15 protein-coding genes are annotated in these 15,921 nt (G+C 59.6%); 8 read left to right on the plus strand and 7 right to left on the minus strand.

From position 1 onward, the window contains the following. Positions 1-42: 42 nt before the first annotated feature. Positions 43-237, minus strand: a complete 195-nt coding sequence (locus QZR14_RS18095) for a DUF6316 family protein (protein ID WP_311997302.1) — start codon at positions 235-237, stop codon at positions 43-45. A gap of 210 nt (positions 238-447) precedes the next feature. Between QZR14_RS18095 and QZR14_RS18100 the strand changes: the two genes are divergently transcribed. Continuing rightward, a complete protein-coding gene (locus QZR14_RS18100; protein WP_250606016.1) occupies positions 448-1,401 on the plus strand; it encodes a DMT family transporter in 954 nt (317 codons plus the stop codon). An 87-nt stretch (positions 1,402-1,488) separates the two neighbouring features. Here QZR14_RS18100 and QZR14_RS18105 read toward each other — a convergent pair whose 3' ends face one another. Then, complete coding sequence (locus tag QZR14_RS18105; protein ID WP_007908383.1) at positions 1,489-2,883, minus strand: class II fumarate hydratase; 1,395 nt, start codon at positions 2,881-2,883, stop codon at positions 1,489-1,491. 192 nt (positions 2,884-3,075) lie between these two features. Between QZR14_RS18105 and QZR14_RS18110 the strand changes: the two genes are divergently transcribed. The 7 genes from QZR14_RS18110 (at position 3,076) to QZR14_RS18140 (ending at position 10,912) form a co-directional block, all read left to right on the plus strand. Then, the gene (locus QZR14_RS18110; RefSeq protein ID WP_095120531.1) at positions 3,076-3,597 is read left to right on the plus strand and encodes a DUF2059 domain-containing protein; all 522 of its coding nucleotides are present in this window, start codon (positions 3,076-3,078) and stop codon (positions 3,595-3,597) included. 12 nt (positions 3,598-3,609) lie between these two features. Next, positions 3,610-3,909: a BolA family protein gene (locus QZR14_RS18115; protein ID WP_007908388.1), complete on the plus strand. Its 300-nt coding sequence runs from the start codon at positions 3,610-3,612 to the stop codon at positions 3,907-3,909. Positions 3,910-4,011: 102 nt separating this feature from the next. Continuing rightward, positions 4,012-4,953, plus strand: coding sequence for an oxygen-dependent tRNA uridine(34) hydroxylase TrhO (gene trhO, locus QZR14_RS18120; protein WP_123453140.1), 942 nt, complete (start codon positions 4,012-4,014; stop codon positions 4,951-4,953). Between the two features lie 2 nt (positions 4,954-4,955). After that, positions 4,956-5,591, plus strand: coding sequence for a DsbA family protein (locus QZR14_RS18125; RefSeq protein ID WP_311997303.1), 636 nt, complete (start codon positions 4,956-4,958; stop codon positions 5,589-5,591). Next, the gene (locus QZR14_RS18130; protein ID WP_311997304.1) at positions 5,584-7,410 is read left to right on the plus strand and encodes an ABC transporter ATP-binding protein; all 1,827 of its coding nucleotides are present in this window, start codon (positions 5,584-5,586) and stop codon (positions 7,408-7,410) included. The genes QZR14_RS18125 and QZR14_RS18130 overlap by 8 nt, the downstream gene beginning before the upstream one ends. A gap of 201 nt (positions 7,411-7,611) precedes the next feature. Continuing rightward, positions 7,612-10,071, plus strand: coding sequence for an EAL domain-containing protein (locus QZR14_RS18135; protein WP_311997305.1), 2,460 nt, complete (start codon positions 7,612-7,614; stop codon positions 10,069-10,071). 79 nt (positions 10,072-10,150) lie between these two features. After that, a complete protein-coding gene (locus QZR14_RS18140; protein ID WP_442967411.1) occupies positions 10,151-10,912 on the plus strand; it encodes a TenA family transcriptional regulator in 762 nt (253 codons plus the stop codon). A 134-nt stretch (positions 10,913-11,046) separates the two neighbouring features. On the opposite strand, the gene QZR14_RS18145 is transcribed toward QZR14_RS18140, so the two are convergent. The 5 genes from QZR14_RS18145 to QZR14_RS18165 all read right to left on the minus strand — a co-directional run bounded on the left by QZR14_RS18145 (position 11,047) and on the right by QZR14_RS18165 (position 15,915). Continuing rightward, positions 11,047-11,973 carry a GGDEF domain-containing protein gene (locus QZR14_RS18145; protein ID WP_311997307.1) on the minus strand — a complete coding sequence of 309 codons (927 nt, stop codon included), beginning with the start codon at positions 11,971-11,973 and terminating at the stop codon, positions 11,047-11,049. Between the two features lie 363 nt (positions 11,974-12,336). Continuing rightward, on the minus strand, positions 12,337-13,077 hold the full coding sequence (locus QZR14_RS18150) for a YciK family oxidoreductase (RefSeq protein WP_311997308.1): 741 nt from the start codon (positions 13,075-13,077) through the stop codon (positions 12,337-12,339). Between the two features lie 72 nt (positions 13,078-13,149). Beyond that, positions 13,150-13,821 carry an N-acetylmuramic acid 6-phosphate phosphatase MupP gene (gene mupP / locus QZR14_RS18155; RefSeq protein ID WP_250606024.1) on the minus strand — a complete coding sequence of 224 codons (672 nt, stop codon included), beginning with the start codon at positions 13,819-13,821 and terminating at the stop codon, positions 13,150-13,152. Positions 13,822-13,825: 4 nt separating this feature from the next. After that, positions 13,826-14,524 carry a bifunctional 2-polyprenyl-6-hydroxyphenol methylase/3-demethylubiquinol 3-O-methyltransferase UbiG gene (gene ubiG, locus QZR14_RS18160; RefSeq protein ID WP_025113081.1) on the minus strand — a complete coding sequence of 233 codons (699 nt, stop codon included), beginning with the start codon at positions 14,522-14,524 and terminating at the stop codon, positions 13,826-13,828. 56 nt (positions 14,525-14,580) lie between these two features. Beyond that, the gene (locus QZR14_RS18165) at positions 14,581-15,915 is read right to left on the minus strand and encodes a TRZ/ATZ family hydrolase (protein ID WP_311997309.1); all 1,335 of its coding nucleotides are present in this window, start codon (positions 15,913-15,915) and stop codon (positions 14,581-14,583) included. Between the last annotated feature and the right edge of the window lie 6 nt (positions 15,916-15,921).

A 15,921-nucleotide genomic window follows, 5' to 3' on the forward strand; every position in this document is an offset into this window, starting at 1 on the left:
ATCCTGTGGGAGCTGGCTTGCCAGCGATTGGATCAACACCGCTTAGCGGTTGGAATCTAGAAGTTGCATCCGCGCGATATAAGCCTTTATTTCCAGCTCAGCCTTCTCGGGGCTGTCGAACGGCCCCTCTTGGGTATTCTCCCGAGTATTGAAATACAGTTCGCCATTGACCCGGCACAGCCGGTCGCTGCGAAAGTGCGTAGCCGGGGCTGGATCCTGAGCGCGCATTCCTAACATGATCGGTCTCCTTGGCTGAAACGCTGAAAGGCATTCAATGAGCTTATGCCTGAAGCACTTGGCACGCCCGCCCGGCCGATCAACGGCGCGGCGTCAATTTACTGCTGCGACCTGCACAGTTTCATTCGCGGCCTGGCCCCAACTGTCCCTGTGTTGCGCCGGGCAGCGCGCCTAGAATGAGCGCACTTGTCAGCAGGCTTTGGGGTTTCCATGCACATTTCATCCGGTCGCTGGGTCTACGGTCTGTTCCTGGCGCTGCTGACCGCGTTTCTCTGGGGCATCCTGCCGATCAAGCTCAAACAGGTGCTGCTGGTGATGGACCCGGTCACGGTGACCTGGTTTCGTCTGCTGGTGTCCGGAGGCTGTCTGTTCATCTATCTGGCGGCGGTGAAGCGTCTGCCCAGTCGCAAAGTGCTGGGCCCCAAGGGCGGCTGGCTGGTGCTGATGGCCGTGCTCGGGCTGGTCGGCAACTATGTGTTGTACCTGATGGGCCTCAACCTGCTCAGCCCCGGTACCGCGCAATTGGTCGTGCAGATGGGGCCGATCATGTTGCTGATCGCCAGTCTGTTTGTGTTCAAGGAGCGTTTCAGCATCGGGCAGGGGATTGGTCTGGCGGTGTTGTTGATCGGTTTTGTGCTGTTCTTCAATCAACGGCTGGCTGAGCTGCTGACTTCGTTGTCGGATTACACCGCCGGGGTGTTGCTGGTGCTGTTGGCGTCGACGGTGTGGACCTTCTATGCACTGGGCCAGAAGCAATTGCTGACGGTGTGGAATTCGTTGCAGGTGATGATGGTGATCTACCTCTTCTGCGCACTGTTGCTGACGCCGTGGGTGCATCCGCTCGAAGCGCTGAACCTGAGTCCGCTGCAGGGCTGGCTGCTGCTGGCATGCTGCATGAACACCTTGATTGCCTATGGCGCGTTCGCTGAAGCGCTGGCGCATTGGGAGGCGTCGCGGGTCAGTGCGACGTTGGCGATCACGCCGTTGGTGACCTTTGCTGCGGTGGCAATTGCGGCGCGGATCTGGCCTGAGTACGTGCATGCCGAGCAAATCAACGGGCTCGGGTATGGCGGGGCGGTGCTGGTGGTGCTGGGCTCGGCGCTGGTGGCGTTGGGGCCGTCGTTGATTGCCGGGTTGAAGGCGCGGCGGATGCGTATGGCCTGAAGATCAAAAGATCGCAGCCTGCGGCAGCTCCTGCATTGGAATGCATTCCACCCTGTAGGAGTTGCCGCAGGCTGCGATCTTTTGCTTTTAACCCTTGGCGCCAGCCTCGATCATGTTCTCCGGCCGCACCCAGGCATCGAACTCTTCATCGGTCAGATAGCCCAACGCCAACGCCGCCTCACGCAAGGTCAAACCCTCGCTGTAAGCCTTCTTGGCGATCTCCGCCGACTTGTCATAACCGATGTGTGGATTCAGTGCCGTCACCAGCATCAGCCCACGTTCAAGATGTCGGGCCATGACCTCGGCATCCGGTTCCAGCCCGGCGATGCAGTGCTGCTGGAAGTTGCTGCAACCATCGGCAAGCAGGCGGATCGATTGCAGCAGGTTGTGGATGATCACCGGTTTGAACACGTTCAACTGCAAGTGACCCTGACTGGCGGCGATGCCGATGGTCACGTCGTTGCCCAATACCTGACAGGCGAGCATCGACAGCGCTTCGCACTGGGTCGGATTGACCTTGCCCGGCATGATCGAACTGCCCGGCTCATTCGCCGGCAGCCGCACTTCGGCAAAACCTGCGCGGGGGCCTGAGCCAAGCAGACGCAGGTCGTTGGCGATTTTCATCAGCGCTACGGCGAGGGTTTTCAACGCGCCGGACAGGCTGGTCAGCGGTTCGTGGCCGGCGAGGGCGGCAAACTTGTTCGGCGCAGTGACGAATGGCAGACCGGACAGCGCCGCCAGCTCTGCGGCAATCGCCTCACCAAAACCGTGCGGCGAATTCAGCCCGGTGCCGACCGCGGTGCCGCCCTGAGCCAGTTCACACACCGCCGGCAATGCGGCGCGGATCGCGCGTTCGGCGTAATCCAGCTGCGCTATGAATCCGGACAGCTCCTGGCCAAAGGTGATCGGCGTCGCATCCATCATGTGCGTGCGACCGGTCTTCACCAGTTTCATGTGTCGCGCCGCCAGTTCGGCGAGACCACCGGACAGCTCGGCGATCGCCGGCAGCAGTTGTTCCTGCACCGCTTGTGCAGTGGCGATGCTCATAGCGGTCGGGAAGCAGTCGTTGGAGCTTTGCGAGCGGTTGACGTGATCGTTCGGGTGCACTGGCGTCTTGCCGCCGCGCGGGTTGCCGGCCAGCTCATTGGCGCGACCGGCGATCACTTCGTTGACGTTCATGTTGCTCTGGGTGCCGCTGCCGGTCTGCCAGACCACCAGCGGAAACTGGTCGTCGTGCTGGCCGTCGAGGACTTCGTCGGCAGCCTGTTCGATCAGGCGGGCAATGTCGGCGGGCAGATCGCCGTTGCGGTCGTTGACCCGGGCGGCGGCTTTCTTGATCAGGGCCAGGGCATGCAGGACCGGCAGCGGCATGCGTTCCTGACCAATGGCGAAGTTGATCAGCGAGCGTTGCGTCTGAGCACCCCAGTAGGCGTCGTCCGGGACTTCGATCTGGCCCAGGCTGTCGGTTTCGATACGGCTCATCGTGCACACTCCTGTTGGTCTGTTTGCGCAGTTTAGGCCCGGTCAGGCCCAGGTGGTTCCATCGATCCGATTGTTGACCGGTAAACTGCGCCAATCAAGCGCGGCAAGGCTCGGGGGTTGAGCCACGAGGTTTTTTAGGCGCAGAATGGTCGCCCTTGGGGTTTTACCTCGCCTAGCTGAAAAGGAAACTCGATGACTCGTCTTCGTGCCATCTGCACCGCGGTTGCACTGGTTTGCGCCAGCGGCCAGGTGCTTGCCGATACCGCCAGCCACAACGCCAGTGCTGAAGCTTTCCTGACCCTGGCGCACGCTGACAAGCTGGGCACTCCGGTGTACATGCAAGTGCAGCAAATGTTCGCTCAGCGTTTCGAACAGACCAAAGCCCCGGAAGCCAAGAAAGCCGTACTGGAAACCTACCAGGCCAAGGCCAACGCCGCGCTGGACCAGGCCATCGGCTGGAACAAGCTCAAGCCTGACATGGTCAAGCTCTACACCAGCAACTTCAGCGAATCCGAGCTGAAAGACCTTGTTGCGTTCTACAAGTCGCCACTGGGCAAGAAAGTCCTGGAAAAAATGCCGCAGCTGACCCAGCAATCGGCCCAGATGACCCAGGCCAAACTGGAAAGCGCCGTGCCTGTCGTCAACAAGCTGCTCGACGACATGACCAAAGAGCTGGACCCGAAAGGCGCTGCTGCGCCGGCCAAGAAGAAGTAAGCGGAGTTCGTGATGACCATGCAACAACGCATCGAATCGACGCTGGCCCTGCTTCAGCCTGAACACCTGCAGGTGCTGGATGAAAGCCACATGCACAGTCGCGGGTTGCAGACCCACTTCAAGGCAGTGGTGGTCAGCGCGCAGTTCGACGGCCTGAACCGGGTCAAGCGCCACCAGAAAGTCTACGGCACGCTCGGCGAGCTGATGGGCGAGTTCCATGCGTTGGCGCTGCACACCTACACCCCGCAGGAATGGGCAGAGATTGGCGCCGCCCCGGCGTCGCCGACCTGTGCTGGCGGCAGCAAGCATTAAGCTTCGGTTTTTTGCTAGAATCCGCAACGCGCCGCTCACCCGGCGCGTTTTTTTTTGAATCCGGTTCACCCTTTGCGAGGGTAGCCACCTGGAGAAATACCCATGACACAACCGATTGTCGTGGCGGCACTGTATAAGTTCGTCACCCTCGAAGATTACGTTGACCTGCGCGAGCCCCTGCTGCAAGCGATGGTCGACAACCAGATCAAAGGCACCCTGCTGATCGCCGAAGAAGGCATCAACGGCACGGTGTCCGGCACGCGCGAAGGCATCGACGGCCTGCTCGCCTGGCTCAAGAACGATCCGCGCATGGTCGACATCGACCACAAGGAATCGTACTGCGACGAGCAGCCGTTCTATCGCACCAAGGTCAAGCTGAAGAAAGAGATCGTCACCCTCGGTGTCGAAGGCGTTGACCCGAACAAAAAGGTCGGCACTTACGTTGATCCGCAAGACTGGAACGCGTTGATCAGCGACCCGGAAGTGCTGTTGATCGACACGCGCAACGACTACGAAGTGTCGATCGGTACCTTCGAAGGCGCCATCGATCCGAAAACCACCAGTTTTCGCGAATTTCCCGATTACATCAAAGAACACTTCGATCCGGCCGTGCACAAGAAGGTCGCGATGTTCTGCACCGGTGGCATTCGCTGCGAGAAGGCCTCGAGCTACATGCTCGGCGAGGGCTTCGAAGAGGTTTACCACCTTAAGGGTGGCATCCTGAAGTACCTCGAAGAGGTACCGCAGGAAGAAACCAAGTGGCAGGGCGACTGCTTCGTGTTCGACAACCGCGTGACCGTGCGCCACGACCTCAGCGAAGGCGACTACGATCAATGTCATGCCTGCCGCACCCCGGTCAGCGTCGAGGATCGCGCTTCCGAGCATTACGTGGCCGGCATCAGCTGCCCGCATTGCTGGGACACACTGAGCGAGAAAACCCGCCGCAGCGCCATCGATCGGCAGAAACAGATCGAGCTGGCCAAGGCGCGCAATCAGCCGCACCCGATCGGCTACAACTACAAGCAAGCATCCACCGAGGCTTAACCATGTCTGCGCGCCTGCTCTATGTGATGGATCCGATGTGTTCCTGGTGCTGGGGTTTTGCTCCGGTGGCCAAGGCATTGGTCGAGCAGGCGCAAGCAGCCGGGGTCGAGTTGCATCTGGTGGTCGGTGGTCTGCGCACCGGCAGTGGTTCGGCGCTGGAGCCGACCACGCGTCGCTACATTCTTGAACACTGGCAAGCGGTCACCGAGGCCACGGGTCAACCGTTCAAGTTTGAAGGAGCGTTGCCTGACGGTTTCGTCTATGACACCGAACCGGCCTGTCGGGCAATCGTCACCGCGCGCAGCCTGGCACCGGATTGCGCGTGGAAGCTGGTCGGACTGATCCAGCAGGCGTTTTACGTTGAAGGTCGCGATGTCACCCAGGCCAGTATTTTGGTTGAACTGGCAGAGCAGGCTGGCGTGCCGCGTATCGAATTCGCTGCGTTGTTCGATCATGCCGACCAGCACAAAGCGACTCAGGCCGATTTCAGTTGGGTGCAGGATCTGGGCATCGCCGGCTTCCCGACCCTGCTCGCCGAGCGAAACGGTCAATTGGCGCTGCTGACCAACGGCTACCAACCGCTCAGCGAGCTGTCGCCATTGCTCGGCCGCTGGCTGGAGCGTGCGGCCTGTGTCTGATCTGGCCGATGACACGCCAGCCGTAAAGCGTGTCGACCGGCTGAGCTGGGCAGAAGTCCGGCGACTGGCACTGACGCACAAAAAATCCCTGTGGATCGCCAACGGTGTGGCCGTGCTGGCGACGCTGTGCAGCGTGCCGATTCCGTTGTTGCTACCGCTGCTGGTGGACGAAGTCCTGCTCGGCCATGGCGATGCCGCACTGAAGCTCATGAACCATGTGCTGCCGAGCATGTGGCAGCAAGCGGCGGGTTACATCGGCCTGATGCTGGTGGTCACCCTGACCCTGCGTTGCAGCTCGCTGTGCTTTGGCGTGTTGCAGTCGCGCCTGTTTGCGCGTTTGGCCAAAGACATCGTTTATCGCATTCGCGTGCGCTTGATCGAGCGCCTCAAACGCATTTCCCTCGGTGAATACGAAAGCCTCGGTAGCGGCACGGTGACGACGCACCTGGTCACCGACCTGGATACCCTCGACAAATTCGTCGGCGAAACCCTCAGCCGCTTTCTGGTGGCGATGCTGACGCTGGTCGGCACTGCGAGCATCCTGATGTGGATGCACTGGAAACTGGCGCTGCTGATTCTGCTGTTCAACCCGCTGGTGATCTACGCCACGGTGCAGTTGGGCAAACGCGTCAAACACCTGAAGAAACTCGAGAACGACAGCACCTCGCGCTTCACCCAGGCGTTGAGCGAAACCCTCGATGCGATTCAGGAAATCCGTGCCGGCAACCGTCAGGGGTTCTTCCTCGGGCGACTCGGCCTGCGCGCCCAGGAGGTGCGCAACTACGCGGTCAATTCGCAGTGGAAAACCGACGCTTCCAACCGTGCCAGCGGTTTGCTGTTCCAGTTCGGCATCGACATCTTCCGCGCCGCGGCGATGCTCACGGTGTTGTTCTCCGACCTGTCGATCGGCCAGATGCTCGCGGTGTTCAGTTACCTGTGGTTCATGATCGGCCCGGTCGAACAACTGCTCAACCTGCAATACGCCTATTACGCGGCGGGCGGGGCGCTGGCGCGGATCAACGAACTGCTGGCACGCGCCGATGAGCCGCAATACCCCGGCGGTGTTGATCCGTTCAAGGGCCGTGACACCGTTGGCATTCAGGTGCAGGGCCTGAGCTTCGGCTACGGCGATGAACTGGTGCTGGATCAGTTGAATCTGTCGATTGCCCCCGGTGAAAAAGTCGCGATTGTCGGCGCCAGTGGCGGCGGTAAAAGCACCCTCGTACAGTTGCTGCTCGGGCTCTATACACCACTGTCCGGGACCATTCGCTTCGGCGGCTCGACCCAGCAGGAAATTGGCCTGGAAACGGTTCGCGAAAACGTCGCGGTGGTGTTGCAGCACCCGGCGCTGTTTAACGACACGGTGCGCGCCAACCTGACCATGGGCCGCACCCGCAGTGACGAGGCGTGCTGGCAGGCGCTGGAAATCGCTCAGCTCGAAGCGACCATCCGCGCCTTGCCCAATGGCCTGGACAGTATCGTTGGCCGCTCCGGCGTGCGTCTGTCGGGCGGACAGCGGCAACGGCTGGCCATCGCGCGGATGATCCTCGCCGAGCCGAAAGTCGTCATCCTCGACGAAGCCACCTCGGCCCTCGACGCCGCCACCGAGTACAACCTGCATCAGGCCATGGCGCGCTTCCTCAATGGCCGTACCACGCTGATCATTGCCCACCGACTGTCGGCGGTGAAACAGGCCGATCGCGTGCTGGTGTTCGATGGTGGTCAGGTCGCTGAAGACGGCGATCATCAGCAGTTGATTGCCGACGGCGGTCTGTACGCCAAGCTTTATGGTCACCTGCAGCAGATCCAGCGCCCTTGAGTTTCGTCCCGGTTTCTGTGCTTAGTGCTTGAATTGCATTGAATAAAAACTCTCGGAACGCGCGCACAGACCCACCCTTTGCACAATCGACCCAGAGGACGGACAGACTGTCCCTTTGACTTGGCGAAAATTGGCCTAGGCTGAGCTGTCAGGAGCGGGATTTTCCGGTGTTCATCTGGCAGTAATTGCGCAAGGGATCTCATGAAGCAAAAGCGGACTCTCGGAACGCCACGGTTGTTGGGCATCGTCTGGCCATTTATTGCCGTCGTGTTGTTTCAAGCGTTATTGGGCGGCGTGAGTCTTTACGTGCTCTCGGCGGTTCGCGGTTACGTCGCCGGTGAAAGCCTCTGGTCCAAGGGCCAGAAAGACGCGATTTATTATCTTAATCTCTACGCTGACAGCCGCGACGAGGCGATCTTTCTTAAATATCGAGACGCGATTTCCGTGCCGCAAGGCGGGCACCAGTTGCGCCTGGCGCTGGATCATCAGCCACCGGATCTGGCCGCGGCGCGCGAAGGCATTCTCAAGGGGGGCAACCACCCGGACGACGTTTCCAGCCTGATCTGGCTGTACCTCAACTTCCGCCATTTCAGTTATCTGGAAACCGCAATTGACCGCTGGACGGTCGGTGACGCTTATCTGGTCGAGCTGCATGATGTGGCGCAGGAGATGCACCGCAGCATTGCGCAGAACAGTGCCAGCAGCGCCGATATCCAGCGCTGGAAGGCGCGGATTTTTGCCATCAACAATGGCGTGACCCCGGCCGCGAAAGCCTTCAGCGATGCGTTAGGCGAAGGCTCGCGGATGATTCTGCGGCTGCTGCTGTTAACCAATCTGGCCACGGCACTGGGGCTGATCGTGCTGGCCCTGTGGCGCACGCACAAATTGCTCAGGCAGCGTCATGCCTTTGCCGAGGCGTTGCAACTGGAGAAGGATCGGGCGCACGTCACCTTGCATTCGATCGGTGATGGCGTCATCACCACCGACGTCAGTGGCGCCATCGATTACATGAACCCGGCCGCCGAAGCCATGACCCACTGGAAGGCCGAACAGGCGGCGGGCCTGCCGCTGGCGGCGTTGTTCAATCTGCTCGACGACAACGCCCAGTCCGAGGGGCTGACCCTGATCGAGCACATCCTCAGTGGCAAGCTCAGTGGCGGCAGCGAGCATTCGAAACTGATCCAGCGCCTCGATGGCACTACGTTGTCAGTGACGCTGGTTGGCGCGCCGATCCGCAATGCCGGCAAGGTCAGTGGCACGGTGCTGGTGTTACACGACATGACCCAAGAGCGGCAATACATCGCCAATCTGTCGTGGCAGGCCACCCACGACGCGCTGACCGGGCTGGCCAACCGTCGCGAGTTCGAATATCGCCTGGAACAGGCGCTGCACAAACTCACGCGCCATGCCGGGCGGCATGCGCTGATGTTCCTCGATCTCGATCAATTCAAACTGGTCAACGACACCTGTGGCCACGCCGCCGGTGATGAGCTGTTGCGACACATTTGCACGCTGTTGCAATCGGGACTGCGCGAGGGCGATACGCTGGCGCGACTCGGCGGTGATGAGTTCGGCATATTGCTGGAGAACTGCGCGCCGGAGGCGGCGGAGAAAATCGCCGAAGCGCTGCGCCATACAGTGCAGAACCTGCATTTTGTCTGGAAAGGGCGGCCGTTCCTGACCACAGTGAGCATTGGTCTGGTGCATATCGCACAAATCCCGACCACCCTCGAAGCCTCATTGCGCGCCGCCGATATGGCCTGTTACATGGCCAAGGAAAAGGGTCGCAACCGTGTGCAGGTCTACCACGCTGACGATTCCGAGCTGTCGCTGCGCTTCGGTGAGATGGCCTGGGTGCAACGTCTGCACATGGCGCTGGAAGAAAACCGCTTTTGCCTCTACGCCCAGGAAATCACACCACTCAAGCCGGGTAGCAACAAGGGCGGGCACGTGGAGATTCTCCTGCGTCTGCATGATGAAGCCGGGCGTATGATTTTGCCGGACAGTTTCATTCCCGCGGCCGAGCGTTATGGTTTGATGAGTCAATTGGATCGTTGGGTAGTTCAGAACGTATTTAAGGTTATTGCTCAATGTATTGCGCAAGAACATCAACAGCCATTAGCAATGTGTGCGATTAATCTGTCAGGCATTACTATAGGAGATGACGCGTTTTTGCACTTTCTGCGAGAACAGTTTGTTAACTACGCAATACCGCCTGAAATGATTTGTTTTGAAATTACAGAAACCAGTGCAATTTCAAATTTGGGTAGTGCAATAAGATTTATCAATGAACTCAAGGGCTTAGGTTGCTATTTCTCCTTAGATGACTTTTGTGCCGGAATGTCTTCATTCGCTTATCTGAAACATTTGCCTGTAGACTTCCTGAAGATCGACGGGAGTTTCGTAAAGGATATGCTGGACGACCCGATTAACCGCGCAATGGTCGAAGTGATCAATCACATCGGGCATGTCATGGGTAAGAAGACAATTGCCGAGTTTGTTGAAACAACCCAGATCGAGCAGGCCTTGCTTGAAATCGGTGTGGATTATGCTCAGGGTTATGTTATAGAACGCCCACAGTTGTTTACCTGCGACAGTTTGCAAAGTCGGCCCGCCAGACCGCAACCGCTGTTATTCAAAGCGCCTGGCACGTTCCGTTGAAGTCTCTCGCCGATCCTTACAATCACAAATCAAAAGGAGCCGAACAGTGATCGACACTTTCAACCGAACCGGACCACTCATGGAAGCTGCAAGTTATCCTGCCTGGGCACAACAGCTCATTGCGGATTGCAGCGAGAGCAAGCGCCGGGTTGTCGAACATGAACTTTACCTGCGCATGCGTGATAACAAGCTCAGCGCCAGAACCATGCGTCAGTACCTGATCGGGGGCTGGCCGGTGGTTGAGCAGTTTGCGTTGTACATGGCGCAGAATCTCACCAAAACCAAATTTGCCCGGCATCCGGGCGAAGACATGGCGCGGCGCTGGCTGATGCGCAATATCCGCGTTGAACTCAATCATGCGGATTATTGGGTGCACTGGAGTCGCGCACATGGTGTCAGTCTGGAAGACCTTCAGGCCCAGCATGTGCCGCCCGAGTTGCACGCCTTGAGTCATTGGTGCTGGCACACCAGCTCAGCCGATTCGTTGATTGTGGCCATCGCCGCCACCAACTATGCCATCGAAGGCGCGACCGGGGAGTGGTCGGCGCTGGTCTGCTCCACAGGCGTATACGCCGCAGCGTTTCCTGAAGAGGATCGCAAGCGCGCGATGAAGTGGCTGAAGATGCATGCCCAGTACGACGATGCCCACCCTTGGGAAGCGCTGGAAATCATCTGCACCCTGGCCGGGATGAACCCGAGCAAGTCGTTGCAGGCCGAGCTGCGTCAGGCCGTCTGCAAGAGTTACGACTACATGTATCTGTTTCTGGAACGTTGCATGCAACTGGAGACGTCGGAACGCTTGTTGGTCAACCGAGAGCGCAGAGCTGTAGTCGAGAGCTGATTTCAGCTTCACGCAAAACCAATGTGGGAGCGAGCCTGCTCGCGAAGGGGTCATGTCAGTCAGCATTGCTTTGACTGATTCACCGCTTTCGCGAGCAGGCTCGCTCCCACACTGTTTTGTCTTGGTTGAACAGCTTAGCCCGCCATCGCCAGGCGGTTACGACCCTCGCGCTTGGCCACATACAACGCACTGTCGGCGCGACGCAGCAAGCTGTCGACCGATTCGCCCGGCAATAACGTCGAACAGCCCAGGCTCACCGTCAATTCAATCAACTGCCCATCTGCATAGTATTCGGCCGCCTGCGTCGCATAACGCAGCCGTTCGCCGACCATTGCGGCCGCTTCCCGGCTGGTATTGGACAGCAGCACCAGAAACTCTTCGCCACCGTAACGGAACACCATGTCGACGTTGCGCAGCTGTGTCTTGATCGTCGCTGCAATGGCTCTAAGCACGTCATCGCCGGCGCTGTGGCCATGGCTGTCGTTGACCCGTTTGAAGTGGTCGATATCGAGCATCAGCAGCGACAACGGTTGTTGATGCCGGCGGGACATATCGATTTCCCGCTGCAGGGTCTGCTCCATGGCGATGCGGTTGCCGGCGCCGGTCAGCGGATCGCGCAGGGCACTCTGAGTCGCCTCGCGATAAAGCAGGGCATTGCGCATCGGGTACAGCAAGGACGACAACAGCGATTCCAGCTGGCCTTGTTCCTTGTCGTTGAAGCGCTGATTGCGACGGAACACCAGCTCCCCCATATGCTCGCCTTCGTGGCTCAGGGTATAGCTGATCGAGTGGTGGCCGCGAGTGCCGAACTCCAGGCGCAAGTCGCTGCCCTGGTGTACGTAGCTGAGCGCGTCCAGCGGCACAAGACGCTGAACTTCGCGGAAAAACAGACCGAGGATGCGTTGCGGTTCGAGGCTGGTTTGCAGTTGCAGGCTCATTTGCTGGCGCAGTTGCGCCAGGCTGGCCGGTCGCTCCAGGAGGGGAGGCAGTTGGCCAAAGCCCAGGCGTTGCAATTTGGCACTGTCAAAGTCAATTGCATTGGTCTGGGAGGGTGATTTCATATGGCGTGAGCCCCTAAAGCAGTAAGTCTGTCTTACAGGCTGGGTGAGAGCGGCTATGGGCTGCGCGTCATACTGATCCATCAGTCCCGTAGGACATTTGGCGTAAGTTTAGTCTGCCTGAAGACGATTAGTCAGCTATCGAAATCGGCCTTGCCCCACTGCCTTCACACGGCATGCTTTGAAGGAATTTAGAGCGAAAGTCGTGCCATTCGGTTCGCTTTTATTTAAACCGTTTGGAATCAATAAGTTGGCAGATCAAGGGGGGAGAGTGTGCTGGAATTTTGACTGGAATATGACTGTCGTCAGCGGCAAATACATGCCGCGACAGGAATCTGCCGCGGCAACAAAAGCGACGTATGGCAGTTACTGCGCGTTGAAGGCCTGGCCATTGATGCCCGTGCTGTCCGGCCCCATCAGGTACAGGTAGACCGGCATGATCTCCTCCGGTGTCGGATTGTTCAGCGGGTTCTCCCCCGGATACGCCTGCGCGCGCATGCTGGTACGCGTGCCGCCCGGGTTGATGCTGTTGGAGCGTACCGGGGCGACGCCGTCGAGTTCATCGGCCAGGGTTTGCATCAGGCCTTCGGTGGCGAACTTCGACACGCCATAAGCGCCCCAGTACGCACGACCCTTGCGACCGACGCTGCTGGAGGTGAACACCACAGAAGCATCTTGCGACAGCTTGAGCAGCGGCAGCAGGGTTTGGGTCAGCATGAACATGGCGTTGACGTTGACCTGCATGACGCGCATGAAGTTTTCGCCGGACAACTGCTCGATCGGCGTGCGTGGGCCGATGATCGAAGCGTTGTGCAGCAAACCGTCGAGGTGGCCGAACTCGTTCTCGATCATCGCCGCCAGCTCATCGTACTGATGGGGCAGGGCGGTTTCGAGGTTGAATGGAATCACCGCCGGTTGCGGGTAGCCCGCGGCTTCGATCTCGTCGTAAACCTGCGTCAGATTGGCTTCGGTCTTGCCCAGCAGCAACACGGTTGCACCATGGGCGGCGTAGGTTTTCGCGGCCGCCGCGCCAATGCCACGACCGGCACCGGTGACCAGAATGACCCGATCCTTGAGTAATTCGGGACGAGCGGAATAATCAAACATAAAAACCTCATCAAGTCAGATCGTTCCCACGCTCTGCGTGGAAATGCAGCCAATGACGCTCTGCGTCAGGTCTCAGCAACTGCAAAGCGCGCTATCGAGCACCTTGCGCAACTCCGACGGATGATCCACCACCACGTCCGCACCCCAATGCCGCGGGTTGTCGTCCGGGTGGATATAACCAAACGTCACCGCCGCCGTTTTCGTACCGGCATCGCGCCCCGATTCGATATCACGCAGATCATCACCGACAAACAGAACCGTCGACGGATCCAGATCAAGCATTTTGCAGGCGAGGATCAACGGTTCCGGATCCGGCTTGCTGTTCTTCACGTGATCCGGGCAGATCAGCAAGGCCGAACGCTTAGCCAATCCCAGTTGCTGCATGATCGGCTCGGCGAAGCGCAGTGGCTTGTTGGTCACCACGCCCCAGATCAGATTGGCCTTTTCGATATCGGCCAGCAGTTCGCCCATGCCGTCGAACAGCTTGCTGTGCACGGCGCAGCCGACCAGATAGCGCTCGAGGAACTCCAGGCGAAGTTCTTCGAAGCCCGGCGATTCCGGGTCCATCGAGAACGTCACCGCAACCATGGCCTTGGCGCCACCGGAGATCTCGTCGCGGATGTGCTTGTCGTTCATCGGTGGCAAGCCGCGGTCCGCGCGCATGGCCTGGCAGATGGCGATGAAGTCCGGCGCCGTGTCGAGCAGGGTGCCGTCCATGTCGAAGAGAACTGCTCTGATCGCCATCAGCTTATTCCTCGCGCAGGGTCTGGATCATGTAGTTGACGTCAACGTCGTTGGCCAGCTTGTAGTGCTTGGTCAGCGGGTTGTAGGTCAGGCCGATGATGTCCTTGACGGTCAGGCCGGCCATGCGGCTCCAGGCACCCAGCTCGGACGGGCGGATGAATTTCTTGAAGTCGTGGGTACCGCGCGGCAGCAACTTCATGATGTATTCGGCGCCGACGATGGCGAACAGGTAGGCCTTCGGGTTGCGGTTGATGGTCGAGAAGAACACCTGGCCGCCCGGCTTGACCATGCGGAAACAGGCGCGGATCACCGACGACGGATCCGGCACGTGCTCAAGCATTTCCAGGCAGGTGACCACGTCGAACTGCTCCGGCATTTCTTCGGCGAGGGCTTCGGCGGTGATCTGGCGGTACTCGACGCTGACGCCGGATTCCAGCTGATGCAGTTGCGCGACCGCCAATGGCGCTTCGCCCATGTCGATGCCCATTACAGTGGCGCCTCGCTGGGCCATGGCTTCGCTGAGGATGCCGCCGCCGCAACCGACATCGAGGACTTTCTTGCCGGCCAGATTGACCCGCTCGTCAATCCAGTTGACCCGCAGCGGGTTGATGTCGTGCAGCGGTTTGAATTCGCTTTCGCGGTCCCACCAGCGATGGGCCAGGGCTTCGAATTTGGCGATTTCGGCGTGGTCGACGTTGCTCATGTTCATTCCTCTAAAACTTTAAAAGTGCTGTAGCCCCGGCGTTTGCGCCAGAGTGTTTACGATTCGGTGCGGCCGCTGATGCGTTGGCCCCAGGCCCGGGCGGTAGCGCCAAGCTGTTCTTCGTCGAGTCGGGTCAGGCGCCGGTCGTCCAGCAGTTGCTTGCCGGCGACCCACAGGTGTTTCACACAATCGCGACCGGTGGCATATATAAGCTGCGAAACCGGGTCATACACCGGTTGCTGCGCCAGACCGGACAGGTCGAAAGCGACGATGTCCGCAGCTTTGCCGATTTCCAGCGAGCCGACTTGCGCTTCGATCCCCAATGCCCGCGCGCCATTCAGTGTGGCCATGCGCAGCGCCTGATGGGCGTCCAGCGCCGTGGCTGAGCTGGCGACGGCTTTGGCCAGCAGCGCGGCGGTGCGGGTTTCGCCGAGCAGGTCGAGATCATTGTTGCTTGCCGCGCCATCGGTGCCGACCGCGACATTGACGCCAGCCTGCCACAAACGCTCGACCGGGCAGAAACCGCTGGCCAGTTTGAGGTTCGATTCCGGGCAGTGGATCACGCTGGTGTTGCTTTCTACCAGCAACGCCAGGTCGTCATCGCTGATCTGAGTCATGTGCACCGCCTGGAAGCGCGGGCCGAGCAGGCCCAAACGACCGAGGCGAGCGAGCGGACGTTCGCCGCGCTGTTCCAGCGCTTGCTGGACTTCGAAAGCCGTCTCATGGACATGCATGTGGATCGACGCGTCGAGTTCCTCGGCAATCACGCGGATTTTCTCAAGGTTCTCGTCGCCGACGGTGTACGGTGCATGGGGGCCGAAGGTGATCTTGATGCGTTCGTGGTGCTTCAGATCGCCGAACAATTCAACGCCCTGACGAATGGCTTCATCGGCGCTGCTGGCGCCCGGAATCGGGAAATCAAGGATCGGAATGGCGATCTGTGCGCGAATGCCGCTGTTGTGTACGCGCTCGCTGGCGACTTTCGGGAAGAAATACATGTCCGAGAAACAGGTGATGCCACCCTTGATCTGCTCGGCGATGGCCAGGTCGGTGCCATCACGGACGAAATCTTCATCGACCCACTTGGCTTCGGCCGGCCAGATGTGGTTTTCCAGCCAGGTCATCAGCGGCAGATCATCGGCCAGCCCACGGAACAGCGTCATCGCCGCATGGCCGTGCGCATTGATCAGGCCGGGGGCGAGCAGCATGTCCGGCAATTCGCGGGTTTCAGTGGCGTTACACTTCAGCGCTTCAGCGCGCGGGCCGATAAACACGATGCGACCGTCGCGGATGCCCAGGCCATGTTCCTTGAGCACGACGCCTGCAGGTTCGACGGGTACCAGCCAGGTCGGCAGCAATAATAAGTCGAGCGCAATGGCAGGTTTCGGCATCGAGGG

It is taken from the genome of Pseudomonas sp. rhizo66 (genome assembly GCF_031931925.1).
Taxonomy (GTDB): Bacteria; Pseudomonadota; Gammaproteobacteria; order Pseudomonadales; family Pseudomonadaceae; genus Aquipseudomonas.

Bases quoted from the DNA above. Each gene is read 5' to 3' on its own strand.
- QZR14_RS18095 (WP_311997302.1), bottom strand. From the start codon at position 237: ATGTTAGGAATGCGCGCTCAGGATCCAGCCCCGGCTACGCACTTTCGC.
- QZR14_RS18100 (WP_250606016.1), top strand. From the start codon at position 448: ATGCACATTTCATCCGGTCGCTGGGTCTACGGTCTGTTCCTGGCGCTG.
- QZR14_RS18105 (WP_007908383.1), bottom strand. From the start codon at position 2,883: ATGAGCCGTATCGAAACCGACAGCCTGGGCCAGATCGAAGTCCCGGAC.
- QZR14_RS18110 (WP_095120531.1), top strand. From the start codon at position 3,076: ATGACTCGTCTTCGTGCCATCTGCACCGCGGTTGCACTGGTTTGCGCC.
- QZR14_RS18115 (WP_007908388.1), top strand. From the start codon at position 3,610: ATGACCATGCAACAACGCATCGAATCGACGCTGGCCCTGCTTCAGCCT.
- trhO (WP_123453140.1), top strand. From the start codon at position 4,012: ATGACACAACCGATTGTCGTGGCGGCACTGTATAAGTTCGTCACCCTC.
- QZR14_RS18125 (WP_311997303.1), top strand. From the start codon at position 4,956: ATGTCTGCGCGCCTGCTCTATGTGATGGATCCGATGTGTTCCTGGTGC.
- QZR14_RS18135 (WP_311997305.1), top strand. From the start codon at position 7,612: ATGAAGCAAAAGCGGACTCTCGGAACGCCACGGTTGTTGGGCATCGTC.
- QZR14_RS18140 (WP_442967411.1), top strand. From the start codon at position 10,151: ATGGAAGCTGCAAGTTATCCTGCCTGGGCACAACAGCTCATTGCGGAT.
- QZR14_RS18145 (WP_311997307.1), bottom strand. From the start codon at position 11,973: ATGAAATCACCCTCCCAGACCAATGCAATTGACTTTGACAGTGCCAAA.
- QZR14_RS18150 (WP_311997308.1), bottom strand. From the start codon at position 13,077: ATGTTTGATTATTCCGCTCGTCCCGAATTACTCAAGGATCGGGTCATT.
- mupP (WP_250606024.1), bottom strand. From the start codon at position 13,821: ATGGCGATCAGAGCAGTTCTCTTCGACATGGACGGCACCCTGCTCGAC.
- ubiG (WP_025113081.1), bottom strand. From the start codon at position 14,524: ATGAGCAACGTCGACCACGCCGAAATCGCCAAATTCGAAGCCCTGGCC.
- QZR14_RS18165 (WP_311997309.1), bottom strand. From the start codon at position 15,915: ATGCCGAAACCTGCCATTGCGCTCGACTTATTATTGCTGCCGACCTGG.